Below are 20,476 nucleotides of genomic sequence, written 5' to 3'. Positions count from 1 at the left end.
TGAAGCCCTCAATGTTGACTGTTATGTCCCTTAGACCTTCTAGCAAGGTCAGGCAGAAAAGTTCTGCCTACGGAGTCCGCTGCCGGCGTCGCGAGCCTCCTTGCCAACACCGTTGCAGTGCTGGCCTAGGTAGATTTCTAACGAATGCGCGGGTGCCTGTGAATGACTGTTTCGTCATAAGGCCGTAACCTTTTTGAGGGTCAGGCCATAAGGGGTTTGACCAGCGCTCGGTATTTGTTCTGTAACGCCTATGCTGTGGGCTTATGTGCTGGGTGTGCTGGTGTTGTGCTATCGCGAATGAATTGCGATTGAGACTGTTGTTTATTCCGACGAAGGGTCGCACCGCGACGCTTTGTCACTTATTTTGGCCGTGCTGATTTGTCTGCGCGCCGTTGATTGCCTTAGGCACTGGAAACTCCCATGTCGGATCGTTACGAACTCTTCCTCACTTGCCCCAAGGGTCTCGAAGGCCTGCTGCTCGAAGAAGCCAGCAGCCTCGGCCTTGAAGATGCGCGTGAGCACACTTCGGCCATTCGTGGCATGGCTGACATGGAAACTGCCTATCGCCTTTGCCTGTGGTCGCGCCTGGCCAATCGCGTGCTACTGGTGCTCAAGCGCTACAGCGTGCAGGACGCCCAGAGCCTCTATGAAGGTGTGCTGGAAGTTGATTGGTTCGAGCACCTGGAGTCCACCGGCAGCCTGGCTGTGGAGTTCAGCGGCAACGGCTCGGGCATCGACAACACCCATTTCGGCGCCTTGAAGGTCAAGGATGCCATCGTCGACAAGCTGCGCTTGAAGGACGGTACGCGGCCCTCGGTCGACAAGCTCAACCCGGACCTGCGCGTGCATCTGCGTCTGGATCGCGGCGAGGCGATTCTGTCCCTCGACCTATCCGGCCATAGCCTGCATCAACGCGGTTATCGTCTGCAGCAGGGCGCGGCACCGCTGAAGGAAAACCTCGCCGCCGCGGTATTGATTCGCGCCGGCTGGCCGCGTATTGCAGCCGAAGGTGGCGCACTGGCTGACCCGATGTGCGGTGTCGGTACATTCCTGGTTGAGGCTGCAATGATCGCCGCCGACATCGCGCCGAATATGACCCGTGAGCAATGGGGCTTCAGCAAATGGCTGGGCCACGTGCCGGCTTTGTGGAAGAAAGTGCATGCCGAGGCCGAGCAGCGCGCAGCAGCCGGCATGGCCAAGCCACCGCTGTGGATACGCGGCTATGAAGCCGATCCACGGCTGATTCAGCCGGCGCGCAATAACATCGAACGCGCTGGCATGAGCGATTGGATCAAGGTCTATCAGGGCGAAGTGGCGACCTTCGAGCCGCGTCCAGATCAGAACCAAAAAGGTCTGGTCATCTGCAACCCTCCGTACGGCGAGCGTCTGGGTGATGAAGCCAGCTTGCTCTACCTCTACCAGAACCTCGGCGAGCGTCTGCGTCAGGCCTGTATGGGCTGGGAAGCGGCGGTATTCACCGGCGCGCCGGACCTGGGCAAGCGCATGGGTATCCGCAGCCACAAGCAGTACGCCTTCTGGAACGGCGCACTGCCGTGCAAGCTACTGCTGATCAAGGTACAACCCGAGCAGTTCGTGACCGGCGAGCGCCGTACTCCAGAGCAGCGTGAACGCGAGCGTGAACAGGCTGAAGCCGACAAGGCACCGCTTGAGCCGCTGGAGCGTCAGTACAACAAGAACGGTAATCCGATTAAGCCCGCTCCGGCACCTGCTCCGGTGGTTGAACCGGCGCGCCTGAGCGAAGGCGGGCAGATGTTTGCCAACCGCCTACAGAAGAACCTCAAACAGCTGGGCAAATGGGCGCGTAAGGAAGGCGTTGAGTGCTACCGCCTGTACGACGCCGACATGCCGGAATACTCCATGGCGGTGGATTTGTATGGTGACTGGGTGCATGTGCAGGAATATGCCGCGCCCAAGTCCATTGATCCGGAGAAGGCCAAGGCCCGTATGTTTGACGCCATCGCCGCGATTCCGCAGGCGCTGGGCGTCGACAAGAGCAAGGTGGTGATCAAGCGCCGCGAACGCCAGAGCGGCACCAAGCAGTACCAGCGCCAGGCCACGCAGGGCCAGTTTCTGGAAGTCAGCGAGGGCGACGTGAAGCTGCTGGTCAATCTGACCGATTACCTGGATACCGGGCTGTTCCTCGATCACCGCCCGCTGCGCCTGCGCATCCAGAAAGAAGCCGCCGGCAAGCGTTTCCTCAACCTGTTCTGCTACACCGCCACGGCCACCGTGCACGCGGCCAAGGGCGGCGCGCGCACCACCACCAGCGTCGACCTGTCGAAGACTTATCTGGACTGGGCGCGGCGCAACCTGTCGCTCAATGGCTATTCGGACAAGAACCGTCTGGAACAGGGCGACGTGATGACCTGGCTGGCCGATGATCGCGGCGAGTACGAGCTGATCTTTATCGACCCGCCGACCTTCTCCAATTCCAAACGCATGGAAGGCATCTTCGACGTGCAGCGCGATCATGTGCAGTTGCTCGACTTGGCCATGGCCCGACTGACCAAGGACGGCGTGTTGTATTTCTCCAACAACTTCCGCAAGTTTGAGCTAGATGAGAGCTTGGCCGCGCGTTATCAGGTCGAGGAAATCAGCGTTTCGACGCTTGATCCGGACTTTGCCCGCAACCCGAAGATCCATCGCGCCTGGCGTTTTAGCCTGCGCGGCTGATCCTTGCGTGCGCCTTTAACAGGCGCGCAACGCTAATTCTTGTTGCGAATGAGCGCGCGCAACGCGAAGCGGTTTGGATGACAGGCCTGTGCTACATCGGCGGGCACTGGCAGCGGCTCGTTATTCAGCCAGGCGGCGATCAACTCACCAGATAGCGGTGCGGTGATCAACCCACGCGAGCCATGCCCGCTGTTGATATACAGACCGTCCAGCCAAGGGCAGAGAGTTTGCGGTACTTGGCGAGCGTCCTTGCTCAGTACCGAATAGGCTTCGGCAAAGGCGGCGGAGTCGGCTAGCGGCCCCACTATCGGTAGATAGTCCGGACTGGTGCAGCGAAAGGCGGCGCGGCCTTGCAGTTGCTCGGGGTCGAGTGCTGCGGCGTTTAGTGCGCCGGAAAGTTCAGGCGAAATCTCTTCCAGTAGCTGCAGATTGCTAGCGTGATCGGCGCTGTTCAGCGTCAAATCGTCACTGTTGAAATCGAAACTCGCACCCAGGGTATGCTCGTCTTGGCGCGCCGGGGCGACATAACCCTCAGCGCACACCACGGTGCTCAATGTGCGGCTGGCTGCTGTGGCTGGCAGGCGGCTGATCTGCCCGCGGATACGTTTCAGCGGTAAGCCTGCGCTTTGGCTGAAACCCTTGATCTCGGCGGCACTGGCCAGTACCACCACGTTGGCGCTGGCCAGCAGTTGCCCGCCATTCCAGGCCTGCCAGCTATCTCCTTCACGGCGCAGCTCCAAGGCTTCCTGATGCAGTTGCAGCTGGATATTCGCCTGCTGGCTAAGCAGTGCACAGAGGGCCGGCGGATGCACCCAGCCCGCGTCGGGATAGAACAGGCCGCCGGTTGGCAGGGTTATTCCCGCTTTTTCCTCGGCGGCGTTTTTATCCAGAGTGGTTAATAAATCGGTAGTGAATGCCGCTGCCAGCTGCGCTTGGCGTTGCGCCTCTTTGGCGTCGAAGGCCAGTTGCAGCACGCCGCAGTTATCCCAGTCCGTGCCTTTATGCAGCCGTTCCAGCAGCCGGCGGCTATGGCCGTAGCCGCTGACGATCAGGCGTGACAGCGTGGTGTGGTGGGCCGATAGCTTGAGGTAGAGCACGCCCTGCGGATTGCCTGAGGCTTCCTGGGCGATGGCGCCGTGCCGCTCCAGTAGAGTGACCTGCCAGCCACGCTGGGCCAGACTGGCGGCTGTAGCGCAACCGGCCAACCCTGCGCCAATCACCAGTGCGGTGCGGGCGCCAGCAGGTTGAGGTGGGCGAGCAAACCAGGGCTTTTCGGTGGTTTCAGCTGTACCGATAAAGCCGCCTTTAAGCACTTCCCATTTCTTGCCCAGGCCCGGTACACGCTTCATCTTGAAGCCGGCATCGTTCAGGCGACGGCGCACATAACCGGTGCTGGTAAAGGTGCCCAGGGTTGTGCTGGCATGGGACAGTCTGGCCAATTCGTCAAACAGTTCTGGCGTCCACATATCCGGGTTTTTCGCTGGGGCAAAGCCGTCGAGAAACCAGGCGTCGACTTGGCCATCCAACTGTCCGAGCAGCTCCAGAGCATCGCCGATCAGCAGGGTCAGGACGATACGCCCGCCTGCAAAAATCAGGCGCTGAAAGCCTGGGTGCAACGCCACATATTGCGCCAGCAACTGCTCGGCGTAGGGCGCAAGTTCTGGCCACAGCGCCAGTGCACGTTGCAGGTCGGCCTTATTCAGCGGGTATTTTTCCACGCTGACAAAGTGCAGGCGTGCGCCCGCCACGGCGTGCTGTTCAAACAGCTGCCAGGCGCAGAGAAAATTCAGCCCGGTGCCGAAGCCGGTTTCGCCGATTACCAAGTGCTGATCGGTCATCAGCGCGGCGAAACGTTCCGGCAGCTGGTTGTTGGCGAGAAACACATAGCGGGTTTCGGCCAGAGCGTTCTCGTTGGAGAAATACACATCAGCAAATTGGCTGGACAGGGGTTGGCCCTGCTCATCCCACTTAATGTGGGCTTGCTGGTGTGGTGCGTCAGGGGCGGGGGGCATGTTCGGTTCGGTCACGGATAGTCGATCGCGACGATGTACCAGGTCTTCTCGCCGGTTGGGGTTTGCACCCGCACTTCGGCGTCCAGACTTTTGCCGATCAGGGCACGGGCCAGGGGGGAGTCGATACTGATCAGGTTGTTTTTCAGGTCCAGCTCGTCCGGGCCGATGATGCGGTAGCGCGATTCAGCCCCGTCCTCATCTTCCAGGGTGACCCAGGCGCCGAAGTAGACCTTATCCGGATCGCTGGGCCGGGCGCTGACCACCTTGAGGTTTTCCAGACGTTTGGTCAGAAAGCGTACGCGGCTGTCGATCTCGCGCAGCATTTTCTTGCCGTATGTGTATTCAGCGTTCTCCGAGCGATCACCCTGGGCGGCGGCTTCACTGACCGACTGGGTCACCTGGGGGCGGCGCACATGCCACAGCTCATGCAGCTCGGCGCGCATACGGGCCTCGCCCTCGGGGGTGATCAGGGCTGTGCCGGCGGAGCGGGGTGGGCGGTAGCGGCTCATAGTTCAGCTTGTTGGAAGTGGTGCGCGAGTCTATCAGCCCTCGCGCAGCACCGTCAGCGGGCTGATATTCAAGGCGCGGCGAGTACCGAGAACGCCAGCCGTACCTACCAGCAGCGCACCGATCAAAGGCAGCAAGAGCAGCCAGGGATGCGGCTGCCAGGTGAGGTCGAAGGCAAAGCGGTAGAGCAGGAAGCTGATCAGCTCACAGCCAAAGGCCGCGAGCAGTCCGCTTGATGCGCCAAGCAGGCCGAACTCGGCACGGCGCGCCTTGATCAGCAGTTTGCGTTCGGCACCCAGGGCCCGCAGCAGCGCGCCCTGGCGGATGCGCTCATCCAGCGTGGACTGCAGTCCCGCGAACAGCACGGCAAGCCCCGCCGCCAAGACGAACAGCAGGACGAACTCGATGGCCAAGGTGACCTGGGCAAGGATGCTGCGCAGTTGCGCCAACAGCGCTTCGACCTGTAGCAACGTCACGGCCGGGAAGGCGCGCGACAGTTCAACCAGTTGCTTTTCGTGCTGCGGCGGCAGGTAGAAGCTGGTCAGGTAGGTGACCGGTAGGTCCTGCAGGGTGCCAGGTTGGAAGATCATGTAGAAGTTGGGCTGGAAGTTGTTCCAGTCGACTTCGCGCAGGCTGCTGACCACTGCGTCGCGGTTAAGCCCGCCGACACTGAAGCTCAGGCGATCGCCCAGCTTCAATTGCAGGCTTTCGGCCAGCTCAGACTCCACCGATACGCCTGGCAACTCTCTGGTATTGGCATCCGTCCACCAGCTCCCAGCGATGAGTTTATTGTCTGCCGGCAAATCGGCAGCCCAGGTCAGACTTAGGTCGCGGCGAATCGCGCGCTCGCCCTGGGATTCCTTGCTGACGATCTGCCGTACCGGCTCGCCATTGATCATCACCAGTCGACCGGGCACCACGGGGAACAATGGTGCGGGGTGCGGTGATAGTTCATTAAGGCGAGCGGCGAAGGCGTCCTTGTCTGCCGGCAGGATATTCAGGGCGAAGTGGTTTGGCGCATTTTCGGGCAACTGATCCTGCCAGGTGTCGAGCAGTTCGCCACGCAGCAAGGCGATTAGCGCCATGGCCAGAATGATCAGGCCAAACGCCAGCGACTGTCCGGCTGCCGCCAGTGGGTGACGCAGCAATTGGCCCAGGCCCAGCCGCCAGGGCAATGAAGCGCCGGCCAGCATGCGGCGCAGACTCTGCAGGCCGAGTAGCAGCAGGCCGCCCAGCAGCAATGCGGTTACCAGGCCGCCGCCGAGTAGGGCGAAGGTCAGCTGCAGGTCGAGGCTCAAGCGCCACATGATCAGGCCGAGTGCCAGCAAGGCTGCGCCATACACCAGCCAGGAACTGGCCGGCACCGGCAACAGGTCGCGACGCAGAACTCGCAACGGCGGCACACGGCCCAGCGCGGCCAGCGGCGGCAGGGCGAAACCGGCCAGCGCCACAAGGCCGGTGGCCATACCTGCCAGCGCGGGCCACAGGCCGCCAGGGGGAATCTGCGCTGGGAGTAGGTCCTGCAGCATATTGAACAGTGCCAGCTGAGCCAGCCAGCCTAGCAATGCGCCGATCAGGCTGGCGGTAATGCCTAGCAGCGCCAGCTGCAGGCTAAACAGGCCGAGTGCTTGGTTGCGGGACAGCCCCAGGCAGCGCAGCAGTGCGCTGGCATCGAAACGCCTGGCGGCAAAGCGTGCCGCCGACAAGGCCACCGCAACCCCGGCCAGCAGCACGGCGGCCAGGCTGGCGAGGTTCAGATAGCGTTCGGCGCGGCCCAGGGCGCTGCCGACCTGACGATTGCCATCTTTGGCGTCTTCCAGGCGCTGGTTGGGGGCGAGGGTAATTCCCTGACGATACTGCGCCAAGGCATCAGCCTCACCGCGCCACAGCTCCTGATAACGCACGCGGCTGCCCGGCTGCACAACGCCGGTGGCGGCGAGGTCATCCAGGTGCATCAACAGGTGTGGAGTCAGGCTATAGAAGTCGCCGGCTTCGTCCGGGAGAAAGGTCAATACGCGGGTCAGACGTAGGGTTTTTGCGCCGACTTCCACGCTATCGCCTGGCTTGAGGTTAAGCGCGACAAATAAGCGTGCCTCGGCCCAGGCTTCGCCGGGCTGCGGACCGGGACCAGTGTGTTCGGTGTCGTACAGCGCAGCGGCACTCTTCAGTTCACCGCGCAGTGGATAAGCGTTGTCCGCTGCTTTGACGCTGGCCAGCTGGATGCCGGCATCGCTGGCCACCACGCTGGAGAATTCGACCAGCTGCGCGTGTTCCAGCCCTAGTTGTTTGCCACTGCTGATCTGCTCGGGTGTGCTGGGCGAGCTGCCGGTCAGGCGCAGGTCGGCGGCGAGAAATTCGGTGGCGCGCAGCAGCATGCCGTCATTCAGGCGTGCGCTGAAATAACCGATGGCCGTGCTGGCGGCGACCGCGATCAGCAAGGCGAAAAACAGCACACGCAGCTCGCCAGCGCGGGCATCACGCAGCAATTGGCGGCTGGCGAGGGAGAGCAGGCGGGTAAACGGCAGATGATTCATCAGGGTTCCACGTGGTCGACCAGGTGGCCGCCCTCCAGACGGATCAGGCGTTGGCAGCGGTGCGCCAGGCGCTCGTCATGGGTGACCAGCACCAGGGTCGCGCCGCGCTCCTTGTTCAGCTCGAACAACAGATCACTGATGCGCTCACCGGTATGGCTGTCGAGGTTGCCGGTGGGCTCGTCGGCAAACAGCACCGCTGGCTCGGCGGCAAAGGCACGGGCGATGGCCACGCGTTGCTGTTCACCGCCTGACAGCTGGCGTGGGTAATGGGTCAGGCGTTGGCCCAGGCCGACGCGCTCAAGCAGGGCTCGGGCACGCTGGCGGGCATCGGCATGGCCCTCAAGCTCCAGTGGCAGCATGACGTTTTCCAGGGCATTCAAACTGTCGAGCAACTGGAAGGACTGAAAGACAAAGCCAACGTGCTCGGCACGAACACGCGCGCGCTGATCTTCATCCAGGCTGGCCAGGTCGTTGCCAGCCAGCACCACGCTGCCACTGCTGGGCAGATCGAGCCCGGCGAGCAGGCCGAGTAGGGTGGATTTGCCCGAGCCGGAGCTGCCGACAATCGCCAGGCTGTCACCGGATACAAGCTCCAGCGACAGATCATGGAGTATGGTTAGCTCGCCTTCCGTGCTGGGGACCACTTTGCTAAGGTTTCGCGCGGTGAGAATACTTGAGCTCATGGAGAATCCAATGCGTAAGTGGTTGATCGGTACTGCCCTGAGCCTGCTGCTGTGGGGGCCGGCGGCGTTTGCGGGTACCGTACTGGTCGTCGGCGATAGTATCAGCGCGGCTTTTGGCCTGGATACCCGCCAGGGTTGGGTCGCTTTGCTGGAAAAGCGCCTGGTCGAGGAGGGTTTTAATCATCAGGTGGTCAATGCTTCGATCAGTGGCGATACCAGTGCAGGCGGTGCCGCACGGCTGCCTGCGCTGCTTGCAGAGCATCAGCCGGAGCTGGTGATTATCGAGTTGGGAGGCAACGATGGCCTGCGTGGTCAGCCACCTGCGCAATTGCAACAAAACCTTGCGGCCATGGTGCAGGCATCGCAGGAAAAAGGCGCCAAGGTGCTGATCCTGGGCATGCGGCTACCGCCTAACTACGGCGTGCGCTACACCACGGCATTCGCTGAGGTGTATCCCAAGGTGGCGCAGGCGCATGACGCCGCTCTGGTGCCGTTCGTGCTGGAAGGCGTAGGTGGCGTGCCTGCAATGATGCAGAACGATGGCCTTCACCCTGCTGCCGTGGCGCAACCCAAGCTGCTGGATAACGTCTGGCCGACCCTAAAACCTTTGCTCTGATGCTGTCCTAATGAAGGTCAGGAGGTGGCATCTTAGCGGGTGCCTCCCTGAGTGCGTCAACAGGTTTTTCTAACAAACGTTGAACATCTTTCTAACACTCAAGGGCTCTGGGGCGGGTGTTCCTGGCATGCCGTTGAGGGTGGGCCTGGGGGGTAATCTGGCTGGGTTTCCTATTGGTAAGGGTGCTCAGATTTTTGGCCCAAATTCTAAAAGACATCCGTGAGCCGGCCTCTTGAAATCGCCGCCTGCTGACAGACCTCCTTCTTCCGTCCCCCCAAACAATTTCTGGCCTTACCTCATCTCTCAGGGACGGTTTTTGGTGATGGCAAAAGAGTATTGCTACGCTGAGCGTTGGAACGGATTCGAGGGAGCCGTGCCAGTAGGTTTGGAAGCCCTAATCACATCAAGGACATCGAGATGAAGCTGCGGCGCTTAAAGATTCATAACTTCCGATCAGTAATAGACGCCGATATTGAAACGCAAGACTACACAATGATCGTGGGTGCCAATAACGCGGGGAAAAGCAACATCCTCGCGGCTTTGCGCGTTTTCTATGAGGATATTAAGTTTTCCTCCGAAGACGTCCCTAAGGTAGGAGCGGCTGATGGCGAGTCTTGGGTTGAACTCACTTTCCTGCTTGATGAGGTCGAATGGGAGGGGCTCGCTGATAAGTACAAGGTTGATGGTGGGGAGCGGTTACTGGCTGTAAGACGGTATTTTGCTTCGGCAGTGATTGAAGTGAAGGCCAACCAGAGCAACATTCACGCGATCATTGGGGATAATCCTGAAAAAGAAATGTTCTACGGTGCGAAGAACATAAGTACGGCCAAGGTCGGCCAACTGATCTACATCCCTGCGCTGACTACGGCTACAGAGCAGATGAAGACCTCTGGGCCTTCCCCCCTGCGGGATATGCTCAATTTTATGTTTAAGCAACTCGTATCAGGCAGTGCAGCCTACAAGGGTTTAGAGACCGCCTTCGGGCAGCTAAATGAAGAAGCACGAGGTGATCAGGGATTTCTGTCGAAAATATCTAAGCCCATCAATCAGGCCATAGAGCATTGGGGCATTAAGTTTGATATGGGCGTAAATCCCATTTCCCCTGAGGAAATCACTAAGAGCCTCGTGAGGCATGGATTTGTAGATGCAATGCTTGGCGACACCGTATTCGCGCTTGAGCGTTATGGGCATGGCTTTCAGCGCTCGTTTCTTTATGAGCTGATCAAGCTTGCACCTTCTTTCGTGGATGCCAAAAAGGGGGATAAAAAAGAGTTTGATCCGGATTTCACGCTGATTTTGTTCGAGGAACCAGAAGCATTCTTGCATCCCAGCCAGCAGGAAAATATGGCCTACCACCTACGTCGACTCGGTTCCGGGGTGGCCTCACAAGTCATAATTACTACTCATTCGCCGGTTTTTGTTGGAAAAGCCGCTGATGACTTATGTCAGATAGTTCGATCTCACCGGGCTAAAGGAATTTCCACTGCATCTCAAATTCAACGGTGTGACCTTAGTCAGGTGTTAGGGGCCGGCGGAGGCTTAGTGTTGGCGCTGGAAGCGTTTGTAAATGAGATCGCAGTGGGAGAAGAGAAGAAAAAAGATGCTCGGACGCTCATTAAGAGCGCCCCTACTGATCAAGAGGTTGCATCGCAAGAAGAACGTTTCCGTTATCAGTTATGGCTTGACTCCGATCGTTCCTCAATGTTTTTCGCCGATAGAGTTTTGCTTGTAGAAGGCGCTACAGAAAAAGCTCTTTTCACATACCTTCTTGCCCGAGATTGGCATGATCTAACGCCCCATCGGATAAGCGTTATAGATGTTTTCGGGAAGTACAATTTTCATCGATTTATCGCTTTGCTCGAAGGCTTCTCGATCCCTTATGGCCTAATCCTCGATGACGACAACGACAAGAATCATCACAAGGCGATCAACGAGATGCTTAAAAATCTGGCGGGTTCCAATAGGTTGGCAGAGCCGGAGCTGTTGCCAGGGTGCATGGAGTCGTTTCTCGGATTGCAGTTGCCAGAGCGTGATGACAAAAAACCTGTTGAGATACTGAAGCCCCTTGAAACTCAACAAATTCCTGTAGAGAAGTTAGTAACCTTGCGAAAGGTTTTTTCGGATGCACTTAACCTTGGACTCAAATAGCTTGTCTTAAGGTTTTTGCTAACACTTTGCCTGTCCTCTTTCCATCGATTAGGGGCAGCACAATTTTGCTACAGGTTGGGATCAGTTCGATGATCGTTGTGTCCCCCGTGCGTATATCCGCCTTAGCCTTAATGGCTGCAGATATGGATTCCCCTTATGACTTTGGGTTGATCGCAGCCTTTGCTCATTGCCTTGCGCCTGAGGAAGCCGCTGAGTTGTTACGGGTTGAGGCAGGTAGGTCTTCAAAGCTCCGAAATGCGGCCTTAAAGAAAGTAGTTCAGGACGTGGAGAAAGAGATTCTTCCCGTTCACCGTGAGTTAATCGGGCACCTCATTACGGCACTCGCCGTCTCAAATGGGCGCACCAGACAAGGGATAGGTTTTTCATTGTCTTCTCTACTGCCCGCGCTCCCCATGGACCTAAAGCATGACGTCTACTTGACGTTCCTTCACTCTCGTTACGTAGGGCTCCGGAGAAGGGCTTATAAGGCCATGGCGCATGAAGCGGAGCCAATGCTGGATCGTCTGATTACCGCTTGGAGGGAGTTTCGTGATCGGGAGTGCTCTTGGCTTTTGGTGAAGCTTCTGCCGGTTGAAATGCTCTTCTCGTTGAAAGATGAGCTGCTACCTCAATTGTCCGAAGGCTGGATGGTTTCACGTTTGTTTTTGCGAATAGCCGAAGCCGAACCAGCAGTTCTGAAAGAGCTGGCCGCGATAGACGGGGTCTCGTACTGCTACGTCCTCGCTAAGCTCGGGCGCTCAATTCCAGTGCCGGAAGCTAAGAAACTGATCAGGAAATATGAGGGCGATGAGCGCTTTGGTCTGCTTGTTTGGAGCTTTGGCCAAATGGGGATGTGGGATGTTCTAATTTGGCTGAAGGGGCATCTCCCGAATGTAGAGCAAAGTCAGCGTGCCGCCATTCACGCCAGTTTTTCCCCAGCGTTATCGTGAGTGGAGTCCGTCAGACAGGCTAACGTTCCTCCCAGGTGCGGTTGGCCGAGGAGCAATCGGAAGGCTGTGTTAATGGAGTGCCCAGCGACGGGTGAGGGTAGTGGTCAATGAAGATGATCAGCCCATGGAGAAACTGACCATCTCACGTGGCAACCAAGAGAAGGCAGGAAGAGGAACTTTAAGAAGTAACCTAAGGGGCCCCCCTATTAGTGAGGACTTTTGCAGGGTCTCAGTCGTTTCGGGCGAACTCCCCGTGAAGCTCGGCGCGCCGCTGCTTGGCGTACTGCGTGGCCGCTTTGAGGTTTAAAAGCTCGACCTCTTCACGTACCCCGTTCGCCATGATCCGGACAATGTAACGGCTGCCCTGTTTTGTGATGCACTTTGGCAAGCCGTTGCTGGACCTTCTCCCAGGTGATCGCTTGTTCTGCAAGTTCTCCGCATCTGTGCATGCGCGTAGGTTGCCCGTGCAGTTGTTCAGTGGGTCCCCATCTCGGTGGTCTACCAGTAGCTCTCCAGGGTCCCGTCCATTTCCGAGCGCCCAGATGATGCGATGGACTCGGTAGCTGGAACCTCGGTGGTTCACCCGCCAGTACCCGTCTGAGCCGATTCCGCCAGTGGCCCCGAGCTTTCCGGGCTTGCGTCCAGGGGAGCCTATTCGTGCAAGCCCGCTGGGGGCCGTAGAGTCGATGCGGAAGCAGTTCATAAGCTCTGCCATCGGTGGGAGTGGTTTGATCGTTTTCAATGTGGCTCCTTCATTTATGCATGGTGTGGTTTCCTTAAAGTGAGGGGCTATATGTTGTGGTCTAATAGTTGGCGTGGCACAGCATGTTGTGTGCTGGGTTCCCGCCAATACCGTGGGTTACCCAGATAGATTACCCACGGCATTCATCAGGAAGCTGTCACCGAACCCGGTCTACGCCCTGGTCCTCAGCAAGGCGCTGCATCAGACTTTGGCTTAGCGGGTCATTAGGTACGAATTGGCGAAGGGCATTCCAGAGCCCCGTCATGTGGCCCTGCTTGTCGGCTCGGGGTTGATCTCCCATCAGGTTGATCGCTGAGTAGCCAGCTTGGACCCCATGTGCTGCGACGTTAGCCGCTGGGATTTGCTCTGCTACGCCCCCGACGAAACCGCTAACGAGGTCGGACTGAAGCGGGTTGTACTTGATCGCTCGGCCGGCCTGCTGCTCTCGCTTTTCTCGCGGGAGAATAGAGGTCCGCAACATGGCCGCCTGATCGAACCCCAGAGGTGCGCTGATGAAGTTCGCCACGCCCAGCGGAGCACCCACATGGGAACTCCTTGAGATCGCCGCATAGGCCATCATGCTTGGGCTCAGGGCCTTCTCCAGATACTTCTCACGGGCTCGCTCAGGCAGTCCCAAGGCTTTCGTGTGGGCACTTGCGGCATAGAACGCAGTGGCCAAACCCACCGAGACAAGCACTTGCATGGTCTGATCGAGGACTTGCCCATTGCGGGTTGCCTCCATCCAGCCACGGGCCATGCGGCCATTGAGACTCCTCAGGACAAACATCTTGAACTGAAGGGCCATCGCCCAGCCCGCCCCGTACTGCTTGGAGGGCGCAAAGGACATCTTGTGGGGACGCAGCATGGATTCATCAGCCACACGATCCCCAAGCCGGTAGAGGTCCATAGAACGGACATCCGAGGCCAGCCCTTCGGAGTTCTGAATGCGCCACTTGCCTGACTTGCGGTCCTGCTTGAAGTGGGCCTTGATCAGGTCCTGAATCCCCTTAAATTGCTCAGGGGACACCGAGGCAGAGCGCAGACGCTCAGGGCTGAACAAGTCAGTTACCTTGCCATTCAGCGTGTGGTCGATAAGGTCCACGAGGGCACCCTGGCGGCCAGCATCCATGAGGTAGTTGCCGGATTCCCTGAGCAACCAAGTGAACGGTGAGCGAGCCGAGAGTTCCTGAGTGGCGTACTTAACGCCACCTGCGACCTGAGCGCCTATCTCGCTGCTGTTCTGGCGAAGGTTGTCCACGATGTCCTGGCGCTCTGGCCGAATGAGATCGTCCAGTTCCCGTCCGAATAGCAAGCCGTGCATCTGCTTGATGTCCTCTGGTGCCAGCTCGGCCTTAGCCGTGGTCCACTGCTTGAGCAAAGGGACGCCCTTTAGGAGCATCCGCTGGTGGCCCTTAACGATCAACGAAGCGGCCTCAGTGATGTTCTGAGCGCCCATGTAGGCGTTCTTCGTCATAAAGCCAACATCGTTCAGGGACCGAGCGAAGGTCGCCCAGACACCATCAGGGTCTCTCCGAGCACGCCCGGTGAACATCTTGATCGCATCGAGTAGAGCGTCAGTCTCCAGTGTGTCCTTACCTGGGCCTGCCTTTTGGCGCATCCCGTTGACGAGGTTCTTCAGCTCCTGCGTGGACTTCCCGGTGCCGCCCATAATGGCGATGTCACCGTTCACCCTGCGGTCGTACTGCGGGACCACCCGTAGGAGGTTGAAGTCCCTTAGGTCGTTCACAGAGAACATCCCACCGTCAGGTGCTTGGACCTGCATATCGGAGTCGAATAGGTTCCGCGCTTCGAGGTAGTCGTTGTTCTCCAGACCAGCGCCATCCTTCAGGTGCTCCTCTACAAGCGAGTTAGCCGTGAAGCGGTCGGAGTTGCTGATGCCGTAAGCCTTGTCGTTGGCGTACTTCTCAACGGCCTCCCGAAGTTGCTCCGGGGTCATTGGCTTGGCGTCCAGCTTGCCCTTGTTGGCCTTCTCGAAACCTTCCTGAATCATCTTGTCCACCCGCTGACGAACATGAGGTCGGGACATATAAGAAGCCATCCACGAGTGAGCGATGGCCTGCTGCAAGCCTTCCTCACCACCGAACCGCTGGACTGCCTGGGACTTCGCCGCAGAGCTGTAGCGCTGAGGGAAGTACGTGGAAAAGTGCCGAGTGTCCTCCAGTAGGGCCTTCGCCCGGAGGTCTCCGAACTGCGCTGGGTTGCTGATGTAGTCCCACTTTTGGTTCATGTGGGTGCGCAGCTCTTCCAGTAGCTTCATCTCCGGTGGGGACAACTTGGCCGGCTGCTGGGACTCCAGGGCCTCCACTACGCGCCGACTGATCAGCTCGTGCTTAGCACCCTTGGACATCCGCTGGCCACGCCAGAAGGGGTCCTTCAGGGCCTCATCGAAACCTTCGGCCAGCTTGTTGTGAACCACGTTGTCCTGGCTGCGCAGTCGCTCAGAGATGTCCGAGGCAGTCGCTCCGAACTTCCCACTGGAGCCATCCTGATAGCCAGTGGATGACCTGAAGAGGTCAGCCGCCAGTGCGCGTCTTTCAGGGTTCTCCGATGAGCCGAGGCGTAGGCCGATCTCTGTGATGTCTCCGAGGTGAACGCCCCATGCTGCTCGGTCATCCCCCTTATGCAGCTCAGTGAACTCCTCGATGGTCTTCGGGTTGATCGGACTCCCACCGCTGTGGATTGAACCGTCCAGGGTGCGAGTTGCGTCCGGGTCCCAGGGGACATCCAGATAATCCCCGGAGGCGCTTCGCTTGACCTCTTCATCTTCACGGAAGGGCATTGCTGCGGGGTCTTCATCCAGGCCCTTCAGGCGCGCTTGTTCGCGGCTTTGTAGGCGTTGTGTCGTGCCATTTAGAAGGGACTGGAGGTCGTGCGGGGCCATGAAGTCAATCGGAGCAAACTCAGCGGCATCCACGGGAGCCAAGTCGTCATCCGGTAGGTCCCACGATGCTCGGCTATTAGGACGAGCCCCGAGGAGACCATTAAGCGTACCGCCGAAGGCAGCGCCCCCAGCGATAGCCATCCCAAGGTGCTCCTCACGGCCTGACACCTTGGCTGTGTTGTGTTCCGATAGGCCACCGATGGCACCACCAGCAACCGCACCACCCAACAGGCGAGCCCCCAGGTTTCCCGCTGCACCCTTAGCGGGATTCACGAGGGAATAGGGATCACCGAGCATCCCGGCACCACCACCCACGAGAGAGGCCCCAAGGCGATCACCCTGGGTTGTCTCTGCCATCCGCTGGTTCTCCATAGCGAGAGCCAGGTTCTGGTCGAAGTTGCGGCGATAGCCCCGGAGGACCACATCGTAATACTGAGGGTCCAGGCCCGAGGAACGCAGCTTGTCGTAGTCCTCATCCTGCCAGTCACTGAGTCGCCCCAGGTCGAACGGATCGTTGAACAGGTCCTGAACGACCGTGTAGGTCTGTATAAAGTCAGCTTCAGGTGGGGCCTCGTTCACTGCACGAATCATCATGCCGAGCACTGAGGTCTTGAGTTCCACGGAGGCGTTGTTACCGGCCCCCTCGAAGAACCCTTGGTCTTCATCACTGGTTTTCCCGGTGGTTTCGTACAGCTCCTGGGCAAACGGTGTCGCCTTAGGTGCTACGTCCTGACCGGCCAAGTCGAAGGAGGCGAAGGTGTCGGGGACATTCCCTGGGACAGCCTTGGGTGTTGCTTCAATGCCAGCGGGAGCCTCAAACCCGCCGTCTGGCTTTACGAAGGCATCCAGCTCAGCCTTCTTGCCGGTGTTGGTGACATCCATAAGAGCCTGAAGGTAGCCCAGTCCCTCCTGGGAGACCCCAGTGAAGTCCCCACGGTCATACGCTTCGAGTTGCTTGCGGCCCACTCGGCCCCCGCCCTGGTTGTACAGAAGGAGGGCTTTGAGTTCGTCACCACCAGCAATCTTGATGTTGTCGCGCATGTGCCGAGCAGCTGCGTCGATGGACTTCTCTGGGTTGTAGAAGTCCTCATCATGCTCCAGGCCGTAGGCAAGCCCGGTGGCCTTAGTGAATTGCCCGATGCCACGAGGTCCCGTTGGGCTCTTGGCGTTTGGATTGAATGAGGACTCCTTGAAGAGCTGCTTGTGCAGGAGGTCGTAGGAGACCCCGTGGTTTGCTGCTGCGGTCTGAATCAGGGAGTCATAAGGACCTCCCTCGGCTTTGACCTTGGCGTAGTCGTTGAACTGTTTCATGGTTTTCCTCCTGGGAAACATTGAGTTGTCTTCCAGTGAGGGGTTTTGTCGATCAGCTATTGATCGTCAGTACAAGTACATAGTTCGAGACGGCTCTAATCTTTAGGAGGCTTTAGATAAAGCATCTATAGCCCATTGAGGAGAAAGTGCATCGCTTATTTCCTCCTGCCATGTGATCATTCCTCCCACTTCCGGTTTTTTAATAATGAAGTGAGTCTGGCTAATATTCTCTCGTACAGAAAGCCCTAACGAATCTAAGTTAAGGGAAAAGTCAGGTGCGTAGATTTGTTGAATTCGGGGGGTTGTTCTGACTTGCCCAGTAGGGTCGTCAATCATTGTGGCGAGCGCATGAACATTCCTTCTTAGATGGCTGTGAATGTCATTTAATCGCAAAGGAGTTGCGGCCGATGTGATTCCCCCACCTGGGCTCATATATAGCTTTCCGTTGTACTGGCTAAATGTGCTAAGTCCAGCCTCTCTCATCTGGCTAATATCCAAGGTGGACAGCTCCCTCTCACCAGAGATTCCTTTGAGTCTAAATTGCTCAATATAGGCAGGCCAAGATTTTGCCATAGTCTCAAACAGCTCAGTATTAGCAAACCCAGAGCGATCTGGGTGTGGCAGGACGTCTACGACAGCGGCCACATTGCTGCCCACCAGACAGAAGGCGAGGTAGTCGGATGGTTTAGAGAAGAACTGTCCAGGTGGGATAGGTTCATTGCTCAAGTGGAAGTGTAGGAGATTCCAATCGGCATATAACAGGTCGGTTCTGGTATGCCGCTTGGAAGCGCTGATGTCATTCCTAAGAACTAACCCTCTGCCTTGGTATGGATTAACATTCTCCCCGGACTTAAATTTTGCCACCAGCGAAGCCAAGCCCGATGCCGCACATGCAGGAAGATTGACCTTAGGGAATTTACAAGAGTACGCCACGGGTCGAGGTATAGGGTCAACATAGCGACATCTAAAATCGAGCCATCTAAGTAAGGGGGAGCTTAAATGTGCTTCTTCTTGTTTGAATTTCAAGCCAAATGTATTGATCAAAGATAGTGCGATTTCATCGAGGTTTTTTTGGAATATTTCATTTGTGCTTTGCACTTAAACTTCCCTCGTGATAATCGTCTTGGCTTTCATTAATCACTCTTTAGCTTCATGTTTTTCTTTCAAGATCGCAGCACTCAGCCCTTGAATCCTGTGATCTATGCATTCAGCAGCGAACTTTCCTGCGAGCTACAAGGACTCCTTGTCCTGGGCCTCGTTCACGTCAAACTTCCCAGTCTTGCGGATGGACGGAAGCACTACCTCTGTGACCCACTTATGAAAGGGATCGGACTGCGGGGTGTGACCCCGGAGGAGCATCTGTAGGTGGCGGCTTCTGTGAAGAGCCAAGAGGTTTTCTGAAGGCGGAATTTGAGAGGCTTGAGGGATTCCCAAGACCTATTTAACACACCAGCCTGGATTGCGTGGCCATTGGTGGCCTGTTTAGCGAAGGTGCAGGATGCGTAACTGGCGTCCTTGAGACCCGCTGCCCTGCTACCGGCGTAGCGATGAACAGGACGTCGTGCGCTGGGTGGCCGGTCAGGATGTCCAGCTCGATGCCAATAGGGGATACATTGCAAGCTATCCCCTGTGTAACGGCGGTTATGACCCTGTGTAACCATTGCGCTGCGCGTTAGCTACGCAATCGGAACGGTTTGCATAACCCTGGCTCGAAGCGCCGACAATCCGGCCATTCGGTGCTGTGCGCCGCCAGCGGTGCTCGCCACTCGAGTCTGTATAAAATTCCCATTTATCCATGTTCACTACCTCAGGTTTGGATGATAGTGCCAACTTCTTCCGTGTTGGAGAGACATCATGGCCACACGATGAACATTCAACGTGCAAGATGTTTATGGGGGCACGTGATGGCATTTTCAAGGCATATTGCCATCTTTTTTTGTTCAGTCACCTACGCCTCTGCCTGTAGGCCATCAGCGGCCAGTTGATAACGGCGGTGAGCATGGCAACGCCCCCAAGCATTGTCATGGGTGCCCCGATGATCATTAAGAGAATCAGGAAGAGCACCAGCAGAAACGAAACGCCTTTGATCAGGATGTCCGCCAGGGCCAGCAGCCGGTTACCTAAAGTGTCTTGAATCATACGGTAGCCACCTCGAAGGACTCCTTGAGAGCATCTTCGAGTTTCCCAATAGCCAGACGCATATCGCCCCCATAGAGGTCGAAGGTGATCGTCTGGGAGCTGTGCCCAAGGATGTCCTGGGCGATGCTAACTTGGATCCCGTGGTGTTTCATCAAGGAAGCCAGGGAGTGCCGCAGGGAGTGGAACGTCAAGCCTTCACCAGACTCCAGATCAAGGATGTCCCTCAGGGTCTCATTGAGAACCCGAGTGAAGTTGTGGCTTGTACGATCAAACAACTTGTCAGGGCATGACTCAACGTACCCAAGGAAAGCCTTCAGGTCGAACCCGTAGGCCCCATCCACGAGAGGCACAAGGCGCTTCGAGTGCTTGTTCTTCAGGGACTTGTTCCCGGTCTCGTTGAGGTCGATGACAACCGTGTCGCCTACCTTACGGACATCCTCCTTGGTCAACTGGTAGACCTCCCCGATGCGAGCCCCAGTGATGACCCCAATGGACATCGCCCAGCGCTTCCACGAGTCTTCTGGGAGTTGACCCATGGCGGACATCACCTTCTTAGCCTGCTCAGGGGAGAACGCCTTACGGTCGCTCTCAGCGCCTTTGCTGATCTTCAGGCCCTTGTTGTAGGTCTTTTCGAGATACCCACTGTTCACCGCCCAGGTAAAGATCGTGGATATACGGGTGAGCAGCTTGTTCACTGTGAGCGGCTTGCGGCCCTCCATCAGTGTGGCCTTCAGCTTGGTCATATCCTCCCGAGTGTGGGTCCTTAGGTCCAGCTCGTGGCCGTTAGGGTCAGTGAGTGCCGCCGTTAGAGTCTTGCAGCAGCTCTTCATATCCCGCAGTGACGCTGGCTTTAACTGATCAGCCTGCTCTGCAAGGTACAGGGTCGATAAGTGGCTGAAGGTGAGCCCAGCTGTAGGGGCATTCTGATCCTCTACAGGGGCTTCAGCGGGCGTTACTCTTTGCGATGGTGGCAGGTGCTCGCCGCGCGGCCATAGCAGAGTCCTGGGGAAGTCCCGCCAGTCCAGTCCGTCATGTAAATCAAAGTCATCCATCACCCAATAAGACACCCCGCTGCATCGAAAGCACCGAGCTGCGTCCACGAAATCACTGCCACCAATGTATCCGCGCTTACCGCTGGGGAAGTCGAGGTGGGGGGCTTCATATTCAACATCAGCAGCTTGATGACAGTGTGGGCAGATGAATATGCCGATTGGATTGGACATCCCTTCAGCGTCATA

Annotated in this window: 14 protein-coding genes; 4 read left to right on the top strand and 10 right to left on the bottom strand. The window is 57.7% G+C overall.

Features of this window, described 5'->3' with window-relative positions:
• Positions 1-420: 420 nt before the first annotated feature.
• Positions 421-2,694 carry a bifunctional 23S rRNA (guanine(2069)-N(7))-methyltransferase RlmK/23S rRNA (guanine(2445)-N(2))-methyltransferase RlmL gene (gene rlmKL, locus AACY25_RS10615; protein WP_339524410.1) on the top strand — a complete coding sequence of 758 codons (2,274 nt, stop codon included), beginning with the start codon at positions 421-423 and terminating at the stop codon, positions 2,692-2,694.
• A 32-nt stretch (positions 2,695-2,726) separates the two neighbouring features.
• Here rlmKL and mnmC read toward each other — a convergent pair whose 3' ends face one another.
• Genes mnmC through AACY25_RS10595 form a run of 4 tightly spaced genes read right to left on the bottom strand, consistent with a single transcriptional unit; the run spans position 2,727 to position 8,430 of the window.
• A complete protein-coding gene (gene mnmC / locus AACY25_RS10610; RefSeq protein WP_339524408.1) occupies positions 2,727-4,706 on the bottom strand; it encodes a bifunctional tRNA (5-methylaminomethyl-2-thiouridine)(34)-methyltransferase MnmD/FAD-dependent 5-carboxymethylaminomethyl-2-thiouridine(34) oxidoreductase MnmC in 1,980 nt (659 codons plus the stop codon).
• An 11-nt stretch (positions 4,707-4,717) separates the two neighbouring features.
• Positions 4,718-5,215: a transcription elongation factor GreB gene (greB, locus tag AACY25_RS10605; RefSeq protein ID WP_339524406.1), complete on the bottom strand. Its 498-nt coding sequence runs from the start codon at positions 5,213-5,215 to the stop codon at positions 4,718-4,720.
• Between the two features lie 33 nt (positions 5,216-5,248).
• Positions 5,249-7,747, bottom strand: coding sequence for an ABC transporter permease (locus tag AACY25_RS10600; RefSeq protein ID WP_339524404.1), 2,499 nt, complete (start codon positions 7,745-7,747; stop codon positions 5,249-5,251).
• Positions 7,747-8,430 (bottom strand): ABC transporter ATP-binding protein, encoded by a 684-nt coding sequence (locus tag AACY25_RS10595; protein WP_275962556.1) that lies wholly within the window; start codon positions 8,428-8,430, stop codon positions 7,747-7,749. The genes AACY25_RS10600 and AACY25_RS10595 overlap by 1 nt, the downstream gene beginning before the upstream one ends.
• A gap of 10 nt (positions 8,431-8,440) precedes the next feature.
• Here AACY25_RS10595 and AACY25_RS10590 point away from each other — a divergent pair, with 10 nt between their 5' ends.
• The 3 genes from AACY25_RS10590 (at position 8,441) to AACY25_RS10580 (ending at position 12,144) form a co-directional block, all read left to right on the top strand.
• Positions 8,441-9,046, top strand: coding sequence for an arylesterase (locus AACY25_RS10590; protein ID WP_339524392.1), 606 nt, complete (start codon positions 8,441-8,443; stop codon positions 9,044-9,046).
• Positions 9,047-9,463: 417 nt separating this feature from the next.
• Complete coding sequence (locus tag AACY25_RS10585; protein ID WP_339524390.1) at positions 9,464-11,194, top strand: ATP-dependent nuclease; 1,731 nt, start codon at positions 9,464-9,466, stop codon at positions 11,192-11,194.
• 89 nt (positions 11,195-11,283) lie between these two features.
• On the top strand, positions 11,284-12,144 hold the full coding sequence (locus tag AACY25_RS10580; RefSeq protein ID WP_339524388.1) for a hypothetical protein: 861 nt from the start codon (positions 11,284-11,286) through the stop codon (positions 12,142-12,144).
• A gap of 229 nt (positions 12,145-12,373) precedes the next feature.
• Here the strand turns inward: AACY25_RS10580 and AACY25_RS21015 are convergent, their stop codons facing one another.
• The 6 genes from AACY25_RS21015 to AACY25_RS10555 all read right to left on the bottom strand — a co-directional run bounded on the left by AACY25_RS21015 (position 12,374) and on the right by AACY25_RS10555 (position 19,981).
• Entirely contained in the window at positions 12,374-12,847 is a 474-nt protein-coding gene (locus AACY25_RS21015; RefSeq protein WP_445262148.1) for an HNH endonuclease, read from the bottom strand.
• A gap of 196 nt (positions 12,848-13,043) precedes the next feature.
• Positions 13,044-17,099: a transglycosylase SLT domain-containing protein gene (locus tag AACY25_RS10575; protein WP_339524387.1), complete on the bottom strand. Its 4,056-nt coding sequence runs from the start codon at positions 17,097-17,099 to the stop codon at positions 13,044-13,046.
• A gap of 102 nt (positions 17,100-17,201) precedes the next feature.
• On the bottom strand, positions 17,202-18,197 hold the full coding sequence (locus AACY25_RS10570; RefSeq protein ID WP_339524385.1) for a hypothetical protein: 996 nt from the start codon (positions 18,195-18,197) through the stop codon (positions 17,202-17,204).
• A gap of 543 nt (positions 18,198-18,740) precedes the next feature.
• Positions 18,741-18,896, bottom strand: a complete 156-nt coding sequence (locus AACY25_RS10565; protein WP_339524384.1) for a YegP family protein — start codon at positions 18,894-18,896, stop codon at positions 18,741-18,743.
• A gap of 147 nt (positions 18,897-19,043) precedes the next feature.
• Positions 19,044-19,238 (bottom strand): hypothetical protein, encoded by a 195-nt coding sequence (locus AACY25_RS10560; protein WP_339524383.1) that lies wholly within the window; start codon positions 19,236-19,238, stop codon positions 19,044-19,046.
• Entirely contained in the window at positions 19,235-19,981 is a 747-nt protein-coding gene (locus AACY25_RS10555; RefSeq protein WP_339524381.1) for a site-specific integrase, read from the bottom strand. The genes AACY25_RS10560 and AACY25_RS10555 overlap by 4 nt, the downstream gene beginning before the upstream one ends.
• Positions 19,982-20,476 lie beyond the last annotated feature (495 nt).

Source organism: Pseudomonas sp. EA_35y_Pfl2_R111, assembly GCF_963970955.1.
In the GTDB taxonomy this organism is placed as follows: domain Bacteria; phylum Pseudomonadota; class Gammaproteobacteria; order Pseudomonadales; family Pseudomonadaceae; genus Aquipseudomonas.
This window is presented reverse-complemented; position numbering and strand designations above follow the sequence as displayed.